Consider the following 18924-nt stretch of genomic DNA (forward strand, 5'->3'; position numbering starts at 1 on the left):
ACTGTTCCTCGCATCGGGTGGCAGGCGAGTGGATGGGGACTGCGGAGGTCAGGGGGCGGACAGTTCTGCCCAGTAGGTGGTGCCGAAGGGGTGGGCGTGGCTGCCGTGGCGGGTGGCGGTCAGGTCGACGATGTCGTTGCCGCGGCCTCGTTCCTCGGGTCGGCAACTGGTGGTCCAGGCTCCTTCGCGGGTGGCGGGGCCGCCGTCGTGGACCTCGATGCGGACGGTGGCGACGGCGGGGTGGTGCACGCGCAGGACGATGGGCGGCTGGGCGTGCTCGATGGCGTTGGTGACCAGTTCGGAGACGACGAGCAGGGCCCGGTCGACGGTGTCGCGGTCGGTGCCGCGGCAGCGGAGTGCGGCCTCGACGATGCGACGGGCGGCGCCGGCGGACTGCGGGCGGTGGGGCAGGATCCAGATGCTCGGGCGCTGGGCGGTCCGGATGCCGCGGGCGCGGCGCATGCGGGGCAGGTGGGGCATGCGGGGCGCGGCAGGCAGGGCCGGGATGGGCGCCGGCACCGGCCCGGTGGGGCCGGTTCGCAGCTGTGGGGCGGTTGCGATGGCGTCCATGGGGGGCTCCCGGGTGCTGTGGGTGCGGAGCGGTCTTCTTCCACGCTCCGTGACCACCGCCGTGACGACCACGGGGAAACTACTCAGATTCGGTACCCGTCGTGCGGGGCGACACCGACTGCCGTCACCAGGTGTTACGGACGGTCCGCCGCGTGTTGCGACACCCAGACCGCGACCTGCGTCCGGGAGGAGAAACCGAGCTTGGCGAGGACGTGCTCGACGTGGTTCTCGACGGTCCGCAGCGAGATCACCAGGTCCGCGGCGATCTCCTTGTTGCTCATGCCCTGCGCGACCAGCTTCGCGACCTGCAGCTCGCGCCGGGTCAGCCGGGCCCCCGGCGCGCCGACGGCGGTCGGGGCCGTCTCGTCCCGCAGGATGTCCTCGACGATCTGCTCGGGGGTGAGCCGGGCACCGCGTTCGGAGGTCTGTTGGAGGGCCCGGCCTCCCAGGGCCTCGCGCACCTGTGCCACGTACCGCTCGTGCCCCTCGATCATGAACGGGACGGACTCCTCCAGCGAGGCGCCGAGCCCTTCCCACAGGGCGTGCAGGGCGCCCAGGAGGTAGGCCGCGCGGTCGTAGTGCCCGTCCTCGGCGGCGGTCCAGAAGGTCAGCTCGACGCAGAGCGCCAGCCCCCACCGGTCGTGGAAGGACTGCTTGAGCTTCACCGCCTCGCGCACCAGGGCGGTGGCGGCCGCCCGGTCCCCGTTCCGCCAGGTGGCCAGGGCCATGGAGAAGATCGCGTAGGAGCGGACGAACGACTCGCCCGCGGCGTCCGAGAGCGACACCGCTTCCCGGCTCAGATCCAGGGCCCGGCCGACATCCCCGATGAGGGCTTCGCCGATCGCCTGCATGAAGAGGTCGGAGGTGAGCCCTTCCATGTCGTCGAGTTCGCGGTGGCCGGCGGCCGCCCCCTCGAAGAACGTGATCGCATTGGTGTCGTCGGGATTCGCGAAGCCCATCGCCGCGCCGATGTACTGGAGTGCCCAGGCCGTCTCGGACGCGTCGGCCAGCCGCTCGGCGCGCTCCACGTGCTGGGTGAGCAGCGGCTCGGCCTCGTTTTCGTTGCCCTGCAGCACCGCGAACCAGGCGTTCAGCCCCATGGCCCGGGTGCGCACCGGGCCGCTGTCGTCCGGGGCAGCGGCCAGCAGACGGGTCAGCCACTGCCGGCCCTCCGCGAGCGAGCCCACGGCGACCCAGTAGTCGCGGGGCGTCGAGGCCAGCGCCAGTCCGGTGTCCGCCTCGCCCGGCTCGGTCACGCAGAACTCCAGCGCCGCCCGAAGATTCGCGTGGTCGGCGCGCAGCCGGTCGAACCACACCACCTGGTCGGCGCCGAACCAGTGGGCCTGGGCCTGCTCGGCCAGCCGGCCGAAGTGGTCCCGGTGCCGGCGGCGGATCTCCGTGCTCGCCCCCGTGTCCTCCAACCGGCCGTACCCGTACTCGCGGACCGTCTCCAACAGCTGGCACCGCACGCTGCCCGAGGTCTCCTGCCGGATCAGGACGGACTTGTCCACCAGCCCGGCCACCAACGCCAGCACGGCCGACCTGGGGATGCCGTCGCCGGAGCACACCGCCTCGGCCGCCGCCAGGTCGAAGCCGCCGGAGAAGACCGACACCCGTTCCCACAGCAGCTGCTCCTGCGGCGAACAGAGGTCGAAACTCCAGTCCATCAGCTCCCGCAGGGTCCGCCGGGCGGGCTGGGCCGCCGCCACCGCGCCGGTGTCCAGCAGCGCGAACCGGTCGGTGAGGCGGTGCAGCACCTCGTCCACGGGGAGCACACGCAACCAGGACGCCGCCAGCTCGATCGCCAGCGGGAGCCCGTCGAGTGCGGCGACCAACCGGGCCACGGAATCGGCGTTGGTGTCGGACACGGTGAATTCCGGCAGCACGGCGGAGGCCCGCTGCACGAAGAGGCTCACCGCCTCGTACCGCAGCAGCGCGCGCGGGCCGGGCAGCCGGTCACCGGCCGGCACCCGCATCGGCGGGACGGTGAACAGGTGCTCGCCGATCACCCCCAGGGCCTGCCGGCTCGTGGCCAGGACCGTGAGGCCGGGCGCCGCCCGCAGCAGGGTCTCCACCAGGTGCGCGGTGGGGCCGGCCAGGTGCTCGCAGTTGTCGAGCACCAGCAGCAGCTCGCGGTCGGCCAGGTGGGCGGACAGCACCTCGGCCGCCGACCGGTCGGAGCGGTCCTGGACGTCCAGGACGTCCACCACGCTCTGGGCCAGCAGCAGCGGGTCCCGCAGCCGCGCCAGCTCGACCAGCCGGACCCCGTCGCGGAACGACGGCTCCGCGGCGGCGGCCGCCCGCAGCGCGAGCCTGGTCTTGCCGACGCCGCCCGGGCCGACCAGCGTCAGCAGCCGCGAGGAGGCGAGCAGCCGTCCGATCTCGCCCAGCTCGCCGCGCCGGCCCACGAAGCCGGCGACCTCTGCGGGCAGCCGCCCGGTGCCGACGGCCGGCACGGCCACCGGGGTCGTGCTCCGATCCCGGACCTCGGCCGGGCTGCCGGTGGCGGACGTCGGGTTGCCCATGTGCGGGATCGCCTCCATCACGATGTGACCCCCACCTCAGTATGGGTGCCGGACCGATCTTCCACTCACCCAGGACCCGCCGGTGGCACCGGTGTCAGCCGCCCGCGGCGTCACCACGGGCATCAGCACTGTCAGCCGGCGAGGGAGGCCGCGTCGCCCATCACGATGACGGGGTGACGACCGGGGTCCAGACGGCGAAGGAGTTCGGCCATGGTGTCGGCGGGCAGGCTGACACAGCCGTGGGTGGGTCCGCCGTGGTCGGCGTGGAGCCAGATCCCGCCGCCGCGGGCCTCGCCGAGGGGCTTGGTCGTGTCGAGGGGGGACGTACCGGGCTTGCGGTTGTAGTCGATGGCGATGACGTAGTCGAAGGAGCCCTGCAGGTCTTCGCCGTTGAAGCCGGAACCGTCGATGGTGAAGGCCGAGGACTGCGTGTAGGGCAGCTTGGTGCCGGGGTTGGGCCGCAGGCCGCCGGCGTCGGTGAGGGTGAACACCCCGACCGGTGACCGGAGGTCGCCGACATGGTGGTCGCCGGTCCAGCCGCGCAGCGCGTTGTGGGCCTGCCAGAGCGGGCCGGCCGGGGTCCAGCCGGCGGCCGTGCGCTCGTAGAGCTGGACGGTGGTGGTGGAGGAGTTCTTCTCCTGCCCGGTGGCGAGCACGACCTGCTGGGCGTCGGCGGGGATGGCGGCCGTGGTCCTGGGGCCGAGGCCGGGCAGGGCGCCGGGGGCCGATGTGGCGGGGCTCGGAGCGGCGAGTGCGGAACGCATCGGGTCGGCGGCGATGGTCGCAGCGGCGGAAGCGCCCGGCGGTGCGGCCGCCGGCGCGGTGCCGGGTGCGGCGCAGCCGGTCAGGAGGAGGGCGGCCGCCGTGAGGACCGTGCCGCAGCCGAGGCGGCGGGGGGCAACGTGGGTGACAGGCATCGGTGTCCGCTTTGCTGCTCGTCGGGAGGGGAGAGCAGCGGAACCGCCGGGCAGCGCACGAGGGGGTGTGCGCCTGGGCCGCGCGGCGGCTCCGCTGCTGGGACGAGTCTGGTGCGAGGGCGTTGGGAACCTGTCAGGAATCCGGATCGGGATGGCCTCGTCACGGAAGGGGGTGTCCCCACCGAAGAGCGGCGTGACCGCACCTGATGAGACGGGCCACGCGGAAGCCGACGGAGCCCGGCGTCGGGAGAGCGGCGGCCGGGAGGGAGGCGATCTCCAGCCGGTGTCCTGAGTCGCTGATCGGATGCCCTGCCCGTGAACAGCCCGGGTATGTCAGCGGAGCCTGCGGAGTCGGGGAGACGGCGAACCAGAGGGCCATCGCGATGGAGGTGGCGGTGATGGCGAGCAGCCCGAGGCCGGGTAGCAGGCGAGCGAGCTGTTCGGCGGGGCGGGGGAGCAGGCCTCGGCGGACGCGGTGGGTGGGCTGCATGGCTCGGCCTCCGGGGCGGGGTGCGGAGCAGCCGGGCCGGGGCGCGCCGGGGTTGCGTGGCCGGGGCTGCGGGGGGCCTTGAGCCTCGCTGACGGGTGTGTGGAACCTGTCAGCCCCGACCGGACAGGGGCGTGAACCGGTTCACACGAGACCGCCGGGGGCCTGCCCGGAGTGGCGGGGCAGCCGCAGCGTCATGGTGGTGCCCTCGCCGAGGGTGCTGGCGGCGTCGATGGTGCCGCCGTGGGCGTGGACGAGCTGGCGGGCGATCGCCAGGCCCAGGCCGCTGCCGCCGGTGCGGCGGCTGCGGGACTTCTCGGCGCGCCAGAAGCGGTCGAAGACGTGGACCAGGTCGTCCGGATCGATCCCGGTGCCGGTGTCGACCACGGTGATCTCCACGGTGTCGCGGTCGCCGCGGCAGGCCAGGGTGATGTGCCCGCCGGGCGGGGTGTGGCGCACGGCGTTGGAGACGAGGTTGCCCAAAACCTGCCGCAGCCGGTCGGAGTCTGCGACGAGGTCCAGGTGCGGCGTCGCGTCGAGGCTGATGTCCAGGCCGTTGGCGGTGGCCTCGGCACGGTGCGCGGCGGTCACCTGGCGCAGCAGGTCGCCCGTGTCGAGCGGGGCGGGGTGCAGGCGCAGGGTGCCGGCGTCGGCGCTGGCCAGGTCCTGGAGGTCCTCGATGACGCGCTGCAGGACGAGTGCCTCGTCGTGGAGCGATCCGATCAGCTCCGGGGTGGGCTCGACCAGGCCGTCGCGGGTGACTTCCAGCCAGCCGCGGATGTTGGTCAGCGGCGTGCGGAGTTCGTGGGCGATGTCGGCGACCATCGCCTTGCGCTGTTCGTCGGTCTGCCGGCGCCTTTCGGTGAGGTGGTTGAAGGCCACCGCGAGGTAGCCGGTCTCGTCCCGGGTGGTGACCGGGGCCAGCGCGAAGTCGTCGGGATCCTGCCCGGCGGTGTGGATCAGCGCCCTGAGGGGCCGCACCAGGCGCCGTCCCACCAGCGCGGAGACCGCGAGGGTGACGAGCAGGACCAGCGTGGCGGTCCAGGCGACCTTCGCGTAGTTGTCCGCGGTCATCTCGAAGCGCCAGCCGTCCGGTGCGCCGGTGTCGACATACAGCTGCGCGGCGGGAGCGGCGTAGGGCTGCAGCTGGGCGCGGCGCGCCTGCATCAGGCACTGGTCGCCCTGCGTGGCCAGCTGGTCGGGCTGCCGCAGGTCCGCGCCCATCAGGGCGAACTGGGCTGTGACGGTCAGGTACGGCGGGACATGAACGCCCGCGCGCTCCAGGCACGCGGCGGTCGCCGAGGTCAGCTCGTCGAGAGGCGGCTGTTCGCCGGCCGTGGCGTCGCCTTCGTCGAACATGCCGCAGTACCCGAGCATGAGCGCCTCCCGGTCGCTGGAGGTGACGGTGTACCGGCCGGAGGGCAGCTTCACGGCCTTGGCCCGGACTCCCCGGTTCGCCAGGCACGTCACCCTCCGGTCGGCCGTGGAGCGCTGCTGTTCGGATTCCTCCGCGGTGAGCCGGTAGGGCCCGACCAGGCGGGGGTCGATACCGGGGCGCTGCGCGCCCGGCTCGGTGTAGGTGTCGAAGTGCAGCGGGTCGACGCCGGCCATCGCCATGGTGGGCAGCCCGGCGGTGCTGGTGCTGGAGGAGGCGATGCGGGTGCCGTCGCTGCCGACCAGGGTGATGCGCATGCCGCTGCCGGAGGCGAGCTGCTGCAGCAGCGGGCCGATGCCGCTCCAGTCCGTGTGGGTGGCGGCGTAGCCGCTGAGTTGGGTGAGGATGTCGGCGTCGGCGGCCAGGGTCTGTCCCTGCTTGCGCGCCAGGGCCTGGGAGGTGGTGGAGGTCGTCAGCCAGGCGGTGGCGGCGATCGCGCAGGCGGCGATCAGGCAGGACGCGGCCAGCAGTCGTACCAGCAGGCTGCGGCGCAGCGGGATCGGCGCGGCCATCAGCGGGGCTCGGCGAGTTTGTAGCCGACGCCGTAGACGGTGACCAACCGGGTCGGCCGGGCCGGGTCGGTCTCGACCTTGCGGCGCAGGTTCATGACGTGGACGTCCACCGTGCGCTCGGTCGAGGCCCGGTCGAAGCCGCGGGTGTGGCGCAGCAGCTGCGCCCGCGTGAAGACCTGGCCGGGCCTGGCGGCCATGGCGGCGAGCACCGCGAACTCGTCCGGGGTGCACACCACCGGCTGCCCGGCGCAGGTGACGGTGCGCGAGGCCGGGTCCACGAGCAGGTCGCCGACCCGGTGCACCGGTGTCCTGGCGGTGGCGACGGTTCCGGCGCGGCGCAGGACGGTGCGGATCCGGGCGACCAGCTCGCGCGGGCTGTACGGCTTGGTCATGTAGTCGTCGGCGCCGACGTCGAGCCCGGCCAGCACGTCGTCCTCGGTCGAGCGGGCGGTGAGCATGAGCACCGGCAGGTCGCCGCTCTCGCGAAGCCTTCGGCACACGGTGACTCCGTCGACGCCGGGCAGCATCAGGTCGAGCACGACCAGGTCCACGGGGGCGGCCTTCATCTGATCCAGGGCGGCGAGACCATCGTGTACGACCTTCACCGTGTGGCCCTCGGACTCCAGGGACACCCGGATCAACTCGGCCTGTTTCACGTCGTCCTCGACCACCAGGATGTGCGCGTTCACCTGGCCGACTGTAGGGCCATCCGGCGCAGGTGAACAAGCAATCGGCGAACCTCACGGGTTTCTGACAATTCGCTTTCCGGGGCGTTCCCGGAATCCGTGGAAACAGCGTCCGGAGCCGATTCGCTCACCGGGTGAGTGGCTCCGGGTGCAGGTGGGGGCAATTGTGGTGGGCGCCGCAACACGTGTGCGGATGCGCTGCCCAGGGGCGCCGCCCGGCCGTCGTCCTGCTGCGGGGTCAACTGCTACTGGCCATTGCCGAGTTGAGTCGACTTGGCAGTGATCATGGCGAGTTCACGCCACTAGCAAGGCAGCGCGTGACATATGCATGACAACTCCTCTACGGTGATGCTCGTCCGCCTGACAAACCGTCACGTCAGGTCGGCCGTCCCCCCACACCGGTCCGCGTACCGCCGCCCCCACATGCGGCCACGCGCGGCATGACTGCCTGCTCACGCGGCAGCCCCAAGGAGTCCATTCATGCGCATCACCACGGCGGTCGGCATTGCCACCGCCCTCGCCGTCACCTGCCTGACCACCGCAACCACCGCCACCGCGGCGACCGTGGTGACCAGCGGAGGCAGCCCGGCCGTCCACCAGTCCCACCAGCAGCACGGCCTCGGCCTCGACCTCGCCGGTGTCAAGGCCCACAAGCACTCCCTCCAGCTGATGGCCGCGCCGGACCTGAGCAAGATCGCGCCGGTCGCCCGCGTCGGTGCCGCCCCGGCGAGTGCGGACCTGACCCGCTACACCCTCCACCCCGGCGACCAGGGCCAGGTCGGCTCCTGCGTCACCTGGGCCACGGGGTACACCGGCTACGGTGTCCTGATGAACGAGCAGCACATCGGCGGTGGCCCGATGGCGCCGATGTTCATCTACTCGCAGATCGCTCGCGGCAGCGACGACGGGACGTACGCGAGCGTCGCGCTGCCGATGGAGAAGTCGCAGGGCATCGACACCAAGACCGACTACTGGCAGGGCGACTTCGACTTCACCACCCAGCCGGACAGCCACGAGCGCAGCAGCGCCGGGCACTACAAGCTCTCGGGCTTCGCCGCGCTGCCCACGAGCGGCGCCGCGGCCAAGTCGGCCATCAAGGACGCGATCTCCCGCGGGATGCCCGTGCCGATCGGGTTCGAGGTCCACCAGAGCTTCATGGACCTGGACGGGCAGAGCGCATCCGACTACAGCTACCTGCCCGGCGATTCCGACGACGACCCGGTCGTCGGTGGCCACGAGGTGACCATCGTGGCCTACAACGCCAAGGGAGTGAAGATCGAGAACAGCTGGGGAAGCGGCTGGGGCGCCGGCGGCTTCTTCACCGTGCCGTGGAGCTTCTTCGACTCCGGCTCCGTGATGGAGATCCACGCCATGGGCAAGATCGCCCAGAGCTGACACCGGCACCACGCCGCGGGCAGCCCACCGACCCCTCCGGTGGGCTGCCCGCCCGGCCGCACGGGGTGGGAGTGTCCCGCTGCTCGGGCCGGCCCCGATCTCCTTTGGCATGGCATCGCATCCTTCTTGAGCCATCGGTTGTCGGTCGGGTGGCGGCTTCGAGCATTCCGTCCTTGGTCTCAGGGGAACAATCGCGGCAGCTGAAATACGTATCCCTAATCGTGCCTCCGCCCGTGCAGGGCACCTTGTCGGCCGGACAGCTTGTATGCAAGCGTGCTGGAAGCTGGAGCCGGTCGAGCTCGCGCCGTGCCCAGCCGCCGTAAGACCCCAGGACTAGATCTAGGACCGTCATGCTCCGAGCCCGCCGCGTCGCGCAAACTCCCGATCCTGCGGCCCGCGCCGCTGCCGCCGCCGGGCTGACCCGGGTCCACGTGGTCTTCAAGACCCATCTCGACCTCGGGTTCACCGACCTCGCGGTCAACGTCCTCAGCCGGTACCGGGACGAGTTCATCCCCGCAGCCATCCGGCTCGGACGCGATCTGCTGGACTCGACCGGACGGCGCGAGTTCATCTGGACCACCGGGTCCTGGCTCATCGCGCACGCGCTGGAGCACGGGACCGCGGCCCAGCGCGCCGACCTCGACGCGGCCATCCGGGACGGGATCGTCGCGTGGCACGCCCTGCCGTTCACGTCGCAGACCGAACTCATGACCCGGGCCACGATCGAGCACGGCCTCGAGGTGTCGAGGCGGCTGGACGCGCGGTACGGCCGCGAGACCTGCGCGGGCAAGATGACCGACGTCCCGGGCCACACGATCGGGCTGGTGCCGCCCATGGCGGCGGCGGGCGTGCGGTACCTCCACCTCGGCGTGAACCCGGCCTCGCCCGTGCCAGACGTGCCGGACCACTTCGTGTGGCGTGCACCGGGCGGCGACGAGATCGTCGTGTCGTACGACCCCGGATACGGCTCGGAGCCGGAGACCGCGCTGGTGCGACGGTTGCCCGGCTCGGACGAGGCACTGTTCCTCGCCTTCACCAACGACAACCACGGCCCGCCCACCCGCGAGGGCGTGGAGCACCTGCTCGCGGTGCTCCGCGAGCAGTACCCCGATGCCGAGGTCGGCGCATCGACCCTGGACGCCTTCGGCCGGGTGGCCTGGGCCGCCCGCGACCACCTGCCGGTGGTGGACCAGGAGATCGGTGACACCTGGATCTACGGTGCCGCGGCCGACCCGATCCTCACCTCCCGGCTGACCCGCCTTCAGCGGCTGCGCGACCGATGGCTCGCCGACGGCCGGCTGGCACGCCACGGACAGCTGGACTGGGCGCTCGCGGACGAGCTCGCCGTCGCCGCCGAGCACACCTGGGGCTGCGACGTGAAGCGGTATCTGCCGGACTACACGGTCTACACCAAGGCCGACTTCCGAGCCGCTCGGGAGCGGGACAAGATCGACCTCGACCAGAGCGTCCCGCCGACCCTGGGCCACCTGCGGCAGTGGGCGCCCGGGCCGTTCGGATACGCGGTGACCCTCGCCTCGTTCGACGAGAAGCGCGCCTACACGCAGACCGCGCTGGACCTCCTCCCGATCGGCCTCCGGGCCGAGGCCGACGCCGAACTCGTAGTGGCACCCGCCGCACTGCCGGCCGACGCCACCGAGGTGCACGGCCGTGCGGTGAGCGACGACATCGAGCTGGAGATCGACGCCCACGGCGCCCTCATCGCCCTGACGGTTGCCGGGCGCAGGCTTCTCGCAGCCGACCCGACCGATGCTGATCCGCGCAGCCACGGTGAGGTGGGCGCGTACTCGTACGTCGCGTACGGCGCGAGCGACGAGCAGCGCTGGTTGCGCGAGTACGTGCGCGAGCCGGAGCGGCACGCGGAGTGGGCGTTCCCCGACCTGGGGAAGCCGGGGCTGGACCTGGTACGCCCCGAGCGGGTGACCGAGGTGTTCCGGCCGACTGCGCGGACGGCGCACAGCTGGACCGATGCTGACGGTTCGACGGTGCTCCGGGTCACGGCCGGCATGCCTGCGCGGGCCGCGGAGGAGTTCGGGGCGCCCCGGGCGGTCACCCTCGAGTACCGGGTGTCACGGGGAGATGCGCTCCGGCTGGGGGTCACGGCGTACCTGCAGGACAAGGACGCGTTCTACGGTCCTGAAGCATCCTGGCTGCACCTGCGACCGATCGTGCCGACCCCGTCCCGCTGGCGGTTGCTGAAGTCGGGCGTGCCGGTGAACCCGCTCGACGTGGTGCGCGACGGCGGGCGGGCGTTGCACGCGGCTCACGGACTGGAGTACGCCGACGCCCAGGGGTCGGTACGGATCACGCCGCTGGACACGCCGGTGCTGGCCGTCGGAGGTCCGCGGATGTTCTCCCATGACAACACGTTCGGAGACCCGGGCGAGGGGTTCGGCTTCTGCCTTCACAACAACGTGTGGGGCACCAACTACCGGCAGTGGTTCGAGGAGGACCAGCGCGCCGAGTTCGTGCTCGAATTCAGGAGCTGAAGTACTCGGGGTACTGGGCCTGGAGGGCGGGGGCGGTGTTCTGCACCCGGCGGGCGTGGCGGATCAGGTGCTCGCGGCCGCCCGCCGCGTCGCCGGCCTCGAGCGCGTCGACGATCGCGGTGTGCTCGGCGATCAGCGCCTGCACGGTGTGCGGTTCGGGGAGGCTGAGCCGGCGCAGCCGGTCGAGGTGCATCTTCATGGGCTGCATGACCTGCCAGGCCCCGAGGTATCCGCTGATGGCGAAGATCTGCTCGTGCAGGGCCTCGTCGGCTGCGAAGAAGGCGTCGATGTCGCCCCGTGCGTGGCAGCGTTCCTGCTCGGCGAGCAGGTCGCGCAGTGCGCTGACGTCCCGTACGGGCTTGGCGCAGGCCTCGGCGAAGGCGGCGGTCTCCAGGCTCTCCCGGACGAAGCGCGCCTGCTCCACGTCGTCGAGCCGGATCAGCTCCACCCGGGTGCCCACCTGGGGGACGACCGACACCAGGCCGGTCTCGACCAGGCGGACGATCGCCTCCCGCAGCGGAGTGCGGCTGACGTGCAACTGCTCTGCGAGCTCGGTCTCGGACAGCGACGCCCCTGGCGGGATGCGCAGGTCCCGGATGGCGGAGGCGAGCTCCTCGTACACTCGGTCGGAGGTGCGCTGCCGGGGGCGGGTCCTGCCCACCGAAGCGAGCACCCGCGAGGCGCCCGGACGGTCTCGGTCTGGTTTCACGAACGAATCGTGGCACACCGCCATACTTGTATTCAAGAATTCCAGCTTCGGGGGCTCGTGGCGGTGTGCCGCGTAGGGCCGGCAGAGCCGGTCAAGGCCGGCCGAGAGCCGCAGTGAAGCGGCGGGCGCACTCCGTGATGGTGGCCCAGTCCCCGTCGGCCACGGCGTCGGCCGGGACGACCTCGGTGCCGGCGCAGACGGCGACGGCGCCGTGGTCCAGGTAGTCGGCGGCGTTGCCGGCGTTGATGCCGCCGGAGGCGACCAGGGGGACGCCGGGGTAGGGGCCGTGGAGGTCCTTGAGGTAGCGGGGGCCGAAGCCGGAGGCGGGGAAGATCTTGACCGCCGCGGCGCCCAGGTCGACCGCGTCGGCGACCTCGGTCGGGGTGAGCGCACCCAGGACGACGGGAAGGCCGGCGCGGTGCGCGGCGTCGGCGACCTGCGGACGGCAGCCGGGAGTGACCAGGAAGCGGGCGCCAGCGTCCGCGGCGGCCTCGGCCTGCCCGCGGGTGAGGACGGTGCCGACGCCGACGTGGGCGCCGGTGGCGGCGGCGCGGGCGAGATGCCGGGTCACGTCCGGGGTCGTGAAGGTGAACTCGACGTGGTGGACGCCGCCTTCGGCGAGTGCGGCGCACAGGGCGGCCGCGTCGGCGATCCGCGGCGCGCGGACGACGGCGACCACGGGATCGGCGGTGAGCGCGGTGAGGAACGGTGCGGGAGTCATCGGAGATTCCTTGGGGGTCAGCGTGCGGCTACGGCGGGGAGAGCGGGCGAGTCGATACCGAGGGCGGTGACCCGGGTGGCGGCCCAGTCGGCGGCGGAGGCGGCGAGCAGGGCGTTGATGACGGGGTCGGGCGCCGGCGTGGCGTGGTCGCCGTGGGTGGTGAGTGCGGCTGCGGCGCTGAGGTGCCCGAGTCGCAGCCGTGAGCGCTGGTCGAGGCCGCGCACGGTGCCGGCCAGGTAGCCGGCGGCGAAGGCGTCGCCGGCGCCGGTGGGCTCCACGACCTCGACGGTCAGGGCGGGTTCGGTGACGGCGGTGCCGTCCTCGTCGAGGGCGGTGACCCGGTGGCCGGAGTCCTTGACGACGATCGTCGCGGGGGAGGGGAACATCCGGCGCAGCGCGGCGGGATCGCCCGTGCCGAACGCGGTCTCGGCCTCGTCGGCGCCGAGGAACAGCAGGTCGGCGGCGTCGAGAAGCGCCGGGAGGACCGCCGGGTCGCGGTCGAGCCACAGGGCGGGGCGCCAGTTGAGGTCGAAGCTGATCAGCAGGCCCGGTCGGCGCCGGGCGAGCAGCGCGCGGACCAGGTCCAGACAGCTGTCGGACAGGGCCGGGGTGATGCCCGACAGGTGCAGAACCCGGGCGCCGTCGAGGAGTTGGAGGACCGCCGGGTCGTCGAGGAGTTCGCGACCGAGGGCGGAGGCGGCGGATCCGGCCCGGTAGTAGTGCAGGCGGCTGCTGCTCGTACCGGTCTCCTTGAGGTACAGGCCGGTGCGGCGGAGCGGGTCGGTGGTGACGGCGGAGACGTCGACCCCGCGGGCGGCGATCTCGGCCGTCAGGCGCCGGCCGAGGCCGTCGTCGCCGACGCGGCTGATCCAGGCGCTGGTCACGCCCAGGGCGGCGAGGCCGCAGGCGACGTTGGACTCCGCTCCGCCGAAGGCGACGCGGAAAGTGTCGACCGCTTCGAAGGGGCCGGGAGGGTCGGGCAGGAGGACCGCCATGGACTCGCCCAGGCAGACCACGGCGAGGGTGTGTCCGGACGTGGAGGCGCCGTCACTGCTCATGGGTGCGTGCTCCTTTCCTCCGTGTTCGACGGAGGGTCGGCTGATGGGGCGGCTGGTGGGGCGGGGTGGGCGGATGATCGAGAGGGCCGGAGCCATGGCCCGTGCGGGCTCCGGCCCTCTCCCCGCGACATCGCCGCTCGCCGACCGGTCAGGGCAGGTCGGTGACGGTGACGGAGATGTCGCTGGTCCAGGTGGCGCCGCTCGGCAGCAGCGGAGTCTCGCCACGTTCCGGGCAGGTGGGGGAGGGATCACCGGGCAGGACGTTGGCGGGTTCGACGGCGACGACGTAGGCGCGGCGGTGCCAGGGGAACCCGCTGCTCGCGTGGCACTCCTGCCACAGCCAGGCGTGGGGCAGCACGGTCGGGTCCCACTCGACCCGGATGCCGAAGCCGACGCTGGGGCTGTCGATGGTGTACCAGCCGCTGTCGAAGTCGGTGAGGCAGGCGAAGACCGAGCGTCCGCTGTCCGGTCCGGGGCAGGGGCCCAGGTCGAGGGTGTCGCCGTGGACGGTGGGGGCGAGCGGGAACGGTGCGCGGGTGTCCGGGGCGAGGATGTTGCCGGGCTGTTCGGCATCGGTGAGGACGGTGCGGGCGGCGGTGGTGAGTGTGGCGTGCTCGTCGATGAACGGGTGGCCGAAGCCGGGATGTTGAACCCACATGACGGGGACGGGTTCGTCGCCGGTGTTGTGGATCGTGTCCCGGACGTGCAGGGTCGGGCCGTCCAGACGAAGGGTGCGGGTCAGGCGGAGCGGGGCGGTGATCAGGTCGGTGGTCAGGACGGTCAGGGTCTGGTCGGCGACGGCCGGCGTCCAGGCGACGACGGCGGCTTCCCCGTGGTAGCCGCGCCGCACACCGTCGACGGTCCGTTCGGCGCCGGCGTTGGGGACGAGTTGCTGCCAGCCGCCCCCGTACCGGGCGAGCCAGTCCGTCCGGCTGTCACCGGTCACCGGGGCGCCGGCCAGGTCTCGGCGCCCCCAGGGGGTGCGCCACAGGATGTCGACGACGGTGCGCCGCTCGACGATCGACGTGATGTCGGCGCCCTTGTCTGGGCGGATCTCGACCGAGAGCCGGTCGTTGTGCAGCCACAGGGACGAGGTCATGGGCGGGTCAGCCTCCGAATCGGTGGGCGGGCAGGCCGCGGACGCCGAGGCCCCGTACGGCCAGGACCGATCCGTCGACGGAATCGGGCCGGAGAGCCAGCCCTTCGCGGGCCGTGGTGACGTAGAGGACGTCGCGGTCCGGGCCGCCGAACGCGCAGGAGGCGGGCTGGGCCACCGGAACGGCGATCTCGGTGAGGACCCGGCCCTCCGGGGAGACGCGGACGATCCGGCCGCCGCCCCACAGGGCGATCCACAGGCAGCCGTCGGCATCCACGGTCAGCCCGTCCGGCTCGCCGCCCCGGTCGGGGAACCGGGCGAGCGTGCGCCGGTTGGCGGGGGCGAGCCGATCGGGCAGCACGTCGAAGGCGTTGACCTCGCGGGCGACGGTGTCGACCAGGTAGAAGGTGCGCCCGTCGGGGCTCCAGCCGAGGCCGTTGGGCTGGGTCAGCTCGCCGTCGAGGAAGCGCTCGGTCTGCCAGCCCGGTGACAGGACGTGGAGAGCGCCGCCGGACGGCGCGAAGTCCATTGCGCAACTGCCCGCCCACAGCCGGCCCGCAGCATCGCACTTCGCGTCGTTCATCCGCTGGCCCGGCGGGAGGACGGCCCGGCGGGTCGTCCAGGTTCCGTCCGGCGCGAGGTCGGTGAACCCCTCGGTCGTGGCGGCGACGAAGCCGCCGGACGTCTTCGGGACGGCCGCGCCGACCAGCGTCGGCAGGGTGAACGTGCGCACGTGGCGGGTGGCCGGGTCGGCGGTGTGGACGGTGCCGCCGAGGATGTCCACCCAGCTGAGCCGTCCGCTGTCGCCGTCCCAGAACGGCCCTTCCCCGACCCGGGCCTCGCTGGGGACGGCGACGGTGATCTCGATGGCCAACTTCCCTCTCCTGGTGGTGCGCGATACCGGGGGGCTACTCGGGCAGGGCGACGGCCAGCTGGGCGAGGAGGCCGCCGTCCACGGGCAGGGCGATGCCGGTGATGAAGCTGGCGCGGTCGCTCGCCAGGAAGGCGATCGCCTCGGCGACCTCGTCCGGTCGGGCCACCCGGCCGAGCGGGTGGCTGCGGCCCCAGGCGGAGACGAGCCGATCGGCCTCATGGGCGTCGCCGGCGAAGCCCGCGGCGGCGGTGCGCAGCATGGGGGTGTCGACGGATCCGGGGCAGACGGTGTTGGCGCGGACGTTGAACGCGGCCTCGTCGACGGCGATCGAGCGGGCGAGAGCGTTGAGGGCGCCCTTGCTGGCGGTGTAGGCGGCGACGTTCTTCTGGGTCACGAACGCCTGGACGGAGGAAACCAGGACGATCGAGCCGGCGCCGGAGCCGCGCAGGGCGGGCAGGGCGTGCTTGACGGCGAGGAAGGCGCCCTCGACGTTGACCGACATCACCTGCTGCCAGGTGGCGGCCGTGGTGTCGGCGGCGGTGCCGTAGCGCTGGATGCCGGCGCAGGCGGCGAGGATGTCGAGCCGGCCGGTGCGGCGGACGGCCTCGTCCACGGCCGTGGCGATCGACGCCTCGTGGGTCACGTCCGCCCGGAGGTGGATGATGCCGTCGCCGGTGTCCTCGGCGGGCGGGGTGTTCGAGACGCAGACCACCTGCGCGCCTCGGGCCGCGAGCAGTTGTGCCGCGGCGAGGCCGATGCCGCTGGATCCGCCGGTGACGAGCGCGGACTTTCCGTCCAGTTCCATGGGTCTCGCGTCCTTGCTGGATTGGGGGTGGTGCCCCGGGGCCGCGGGCAGTCGGCCCCGGAACGCTGCGTCAACGCGGATACTTGCATACAAGAGCGCCAGTGTGCAAGGATTCGAGCCGTGAAGCCAGACCGACACCTTCCGAACGGAACGCGGGCCCTCGCCTCCGTCGGGCGGGTCCGCGTCCGCGAGCGCACATCCGATCGGGTCTACGCCGAGCTCGCCTCGGCCATTCGCGACCTTCGGCTGCCCCCGGGCGCGTCCCTGTCCGAGACGGACCTGGCCGAACAGTTGCACGTCAGCCGCACGCCACTGCGCGAGGCCATCGCGCGGCTGGTCGAGGGCGGCCTGGTGTCCGTCGTTCCCCAGGTGGGCACCCGGGTGGAGCTCATCCGGCTCAGCGACGTCGAGCAGGCGCGTTTCGTCCGGGAGAGTTTCGAGTCCGCCGCGTTCGAGGTGGCCTGCGAGAACCCCGTCCGCGACGTCACGGTGCTGCGGACGCTGCTCGCGGAGCAGGAGCGCTGCTGGGGCATCCACGATCCGGACGGGTTCTTCGCTGCGGACGAGGCGCTGCACGAGCAGATCTTCACCATGAGCGGCTATCGGGGCGCGTGGCAGGTGATGCAGCCGATGAAGATGCATCTCGACCGCATCCGGCGGCTCAGCCTGCCCGAGCCGGAGACGTTGCGGCTCCTCATCGACGAGCACACGGCCATCGTGGACGCGCTGCAGGCGGGGAACGTCACCGCCGGCCGCGCACATATCAGTCGCCATGCCCGACGAGTGCTGCAGACCGCTCCCGCGCTACGGGCCCAGCATCCCGGCTTCTTCGCCGATTGACGACACACCAGGCCGGAAGGCCGGAAAGGCGGGCATCGTGAACGCCGCCCTCAGCGGCAGGAGCGTCGTCGTGACCGGCGCTTCGTCGGGCATCGGGTTCGAGATCGCGAGGCGCATCCGCGACGAGGGTGCCCGCGTCTACGCCGCGGACTTCTGTCCCGCCGCTGTTCCCGAGGGAACGTCACCACTGCACATGGACACCTCGATTCCCGGCTCGGTCTTCGGAGCCCTGGCCCGCGTGGTCCGTGAGACCGGCCGACTCGACGTGCTGTGCAACACCGTCGAGACGCCACCCATCGCTGATCCGCTGCGCCGGTCGTTCGAGGACTGGGAGCGGAGCCTGGCCGACACCGTCAACAGTGTCTTCCTCGGCACCCGCTTCGCCATTCCGACGATGCTCGCCCAGCAGTCCGGCGTGATCGTCAACGTGGTCTGCGGAGACCCGGACGCGGGTCACCTGGAGCGCGGGGCCTACTACGCCGGAATGGCCGAAGTCGTCGAGTTCACCCGCACGGTGGGCGCCCGGTTCGCCGGTGCCGGGATCAGCTCCCACGCGATCCGGCCGGGCACGCTCGGCTCACCCGGCACCTCCGCGATCGCGACGGCCGCGGTCTGCCTCGCCTCGGGCGTCCAGGACCCGGCCGTCATGGCCGAACTGGTCGTCGACGGTGCATTCCTGGCCGCCTGACCCCTCCCGGATCGACCTCGGATCGACGGCTTCGGCCGACCCAAGCAGAAGGCGATACACGCATGCCCATCCGGCTCTCCCTCGGCCACATCGACGTCTACGACGACCGAACCGCCACCTTCGCCCACCAACTCGGCCTCACTGGAGTCCAGTTCCACACCCCGAACCTGTTGCCCGGCGAGAACGGCCACTGGAGCCTGGAGGAACTGCGCGCCCTGCGTGAGCGCTGCGACCGGGACGGCCTGCGGATCGACGGCCTGGAGAACGTCCCCCTCGCGCACTTCTGGAAGGTCCAGCGCGGCCTGCCCGGGCGCGACGAGCAGATCGAGAACTACTTCAGGACCATCAGGAACATGGCGGCGGTCGGCATCGACATGCTCGGCTACAACTGGCTGCCGACCTTCGTCTGGCGCACCGACATGGACGTGGCCGGCCGCGGCGGAGCCAAGGTCACCGCCTTCGACCTCGCCGAGATCGGCGCCGGCAACGCGCTCGCCTCCTATCGGCTCTCACCCACCGAGCCGCTGGCCGAGCCGATCTCCGTCGACCGGATGTGGGCCAACCACCAGTACTTCCTCGATGCCGTCCTCCCGGTCGCCGAGGAGGCCGGGGTACGGCTGGCGCTGCACCCCGACGACCCGCCGGTGGACGAGCCCCTCGGCGGCGCGGCCCGCATCTTCAACACCCCCGCCGCCCTCGCCGCCGCCCACAAGCAGGCGAAGGCCAGCCCGGCCTGGGGGCTGGACTTCTGCCTCGGCTCGGTCTCCGAGATGGGCGGTGAGGACGCGGTCAATGAGGTCATCGACACCCTCGGCCCGGTCGGCGCGATCGCCTACGTCCATTTCCGCGACGTCCAGGGCACTGTTCCGTCCTTCCGTGAGTGCTTCCTCGGCGAGGGCAATTACAACCCCGCCCGGGTGATCCGGCGTCTGCACGAGGTGGGATTCGACGGCTTCATGATCGACGACCACGTTCCGGCCGTGATCGGTGACCCCGACACCTGGATGGACATCTCCTCCGATGCCTACTGCAGCCGCGGCCGCGCGCACGCCCTCGGCTACCTCCAGGGCGTCCTCAACGGACTCGGCCTGGACTGACG

The 18924-nt window shown here is 72.3% G+C and carries 16 protein-coding genes; 5 read left to right on the forward strand and 11 right to left on the reverse strand.

All coding sequences use genetic code 11. The annotated features are described in order from the left end of the window. Positions 1-48: 48 nt before the first annotated feature. The 5 genes from FHR36_RS12450 to FHR36_RS12470 all read right to left on the reverse strand — a co-directional run bounded on the left by FHR36_RS12450 (position 49) and on the right by FHR36_RS12470 (position 7135). Complete coding sequence (locus FHR36_RS12450) at positions 49-570, reverse strand: ATP-binding protein (RefSeq protein ID WP_253796407.1); 522 nt, start codon at positions 568-570, stop codon at positions 49-51. Positions 571-704: 134 nt separating this feature from the next. Continuing rightward, a complete protein-coding gene (locus tag FHR36_RS12455) occupies positions 705-3113 on the reverse strand; it encodes an ATP-binding protein (RefSeq protein WP_253796766.1) in 2409 nt (802 codons plus the stop codon). Positions 3114-3226: 113 nt separating this feature from the next. Continuing rightward, positions 3227-4012 (reverse strand): L,D-transpeptidase family protein, encoded by a 786-nt coding sequence (locus FHR36_RS12460; RefSeq protein WP_253796408.1) that lies wholly within the window; start codon positions 4010-4012, stop codon positions 3227-3229. A 631-nt stretch (positions 4013-4643) separates the two neighbouring features. Further along, positions 4644-6446, reverse strand: coding sequence for a sensor histidine kinase (locus tag FHR36_RS12465; protein WP_253796409.1), 1803 nt, complete (start codon positions 6444-6446; stop codon positions 4644-4646). Next, positions 6446-7135: a response regulator transcription factor gene (locus FHR36_RS12470; RefSeq protein ID WP_253796410.1), complete on the reverse strand. Its 690-nt coding sequence runs from the start codon at positions 7133-7135 to the stop codon at positions 6446-6448. The genes FHR36_RS12465 and FHR36_RS12470 overlap by 1 nt, the downstream gene beginning before the upstream one ends. A 477-nt stretch (positions 7136-7612) precedes the next feature. Here FHR36_RS12470 and FHR36_RS12475 point away from each other — a divergent pair, with 477 nt between their 5' ends. Both FHR36_RS12475 and FHR36_RS12480 read left to right on the forward strand, forming a co-directional pair. Continuing rightward, positions 7613-8527 carry a C1 family peptidase gene (locus tag FHR36_RS12475; protein WP_253796411.1) on the forward strand — a complete coding sequence of 305 codons (915 nt, stop codon included), beginning with the start codon at positions 7613-7615 and terminating at the stop codon, positions 8525-8527. 350 nt (positions 8528-8877) lie between these two features. After that, a complete protein-coding gene (locus tag FHR36_RS12480) occupies positions 8878-11034 on the forward strand; it encodes a DUF5054 domain-containing protein (RefSeq protein ID WP_253796413.1) in 2157 nt (718 codons plus the stop codon). Here the strand turns inward: FHR36_RS12480 and FHR36_RS12485 are convergent. The 6 genes from FHR36_RS12485 to FHR36_RS12510 all read right to left on the reverse strand — a co-directional run bounded on the left by FHR36_RS12485 (position 11024) and on the right by FHR36_RS12510 (position 16297). Beyond that, positions 11024-11743: a GntR family transcriptional regulator gene (locus tag FHR36_RS12485; RefSeq protein WP_253796416.1), complete on the reverse strand. Its 720-nt coding sequence runs from the start codon at positions 11741-11743 to the stop codon at positions 11024-11026. The two genes, FHR36_RS12480 and FHR36_RS12485, sit on opposite strands and share 11 nt — an antisense overlap. A 91-nt stretch (positions 11744-11834) precedes the next feature. Beyond that, positions 11835-12464 carry a bifunctional 4-hydroxy-2-oxoglutarate aldolase/2-dehydro-3-deoxy-phosphogluconate aldolase gene (locus tag FHR36_RS12490; RefSeq protein WP_253796417.1) on the reverse strand — a complete coding sequence of 210 codons (630 nt, stop codon included), beginning with the start codon at positions 12462-12464 and terminating at the stop codon, positions 11835-11837. A gap of 17 nt (positions 12465-12481) precedes the next feature. Next, complete coding sequence (locus FHR36_RS12495; protein ID WP_253796418.1) at positions 12482-13522, reverse strand: sugar kinase; 1041 nt, start codon at positions 13520-13522, stop codon at positions 12482-12484. Between the two features lie 148 nt (positions 13523-13670). Beyond that, positions 13671-14621, reverse strand: coding sequence for an aldose 1-epimerase (locus tag FHR36_RS12500; RefSeq protein ID WP_253796420.1), 951 nt, complete (start codon positions 14619-14621; stop codon positions 13671-13673). Positions 14622-14628: 7 nt separating this feature from the next. Continuing rightward, positions 14629-15492 (reverse strand): SMP-30/gluconolactonase/LRE family protein, encoded by an 864-nt coding sequence (locus FHR36_RS12505; protein WP_253796422.1) that lies wholly within the window; start codon positions 15490-15492, stop codon positions 14629-14631. A 34-nt stretch (positions 15493-15526) separates the two neighbouring features. Continuing rightward, a complete protein-coding gene (locus FHR36_RS12510; RefSeq protein WP_253796424.1) occupies positions 15527-16297 on the reverse strand; it encodes an SDR family oxidoreductase in 771 nt (256 codons plus the stop codon). Positions 16298-16417: 120 nt separating this feature from the next. On the opposite strand from FHR36_RS12510, the gene FHR36_RS12515 reads away from it, so the two are divergent. The 3 genes from FHR36_RS12515 (at position 16418) to FHR36_RS12525 (ending at position 18922) form a co-directional block, all read left to right on the forward strand. Further along, entirely contained in the window at positions 16418-17137 is a 720-nt protein-coding gene (locus FHR36_RS12515; protein WP_253796427.1) for a GntR family transcriptional regulator, read from the forward strand. 70 nt (positions 17138-17207) lie between these two features. Continuing rightward, entirely contained in the window at positions 17208-17825 is a 618-nt protein-coding gene (locus FHR36_RS12520) for an SDR family NAD(P)-dependent oxidoreductase (protein WP_253796429.1), read from the forward strand. Positions 17826-17887: 62 nt separating this feature from the next. Beyond that, entirely contained in the window at positions 17888-18922 is a 1035-nt protein-coding gene (locus FHR36_RS12525) for a mannonate dehydratase (protein ID WP_253796432.1), read from the forward strand. Positions 18923-18924: the final 2 nt, after the last annotated feature.

Source organism: Kitasatospora cinereorecta, from assembly GCF_024172095.1.
GTDB classification, from domain to species: Bacteria; Actinomycetota; Actinomycetes; order Streptomycetales; family Streptomycetaceae; genus Kitasatospora; species Kitasatospora cinereorecta.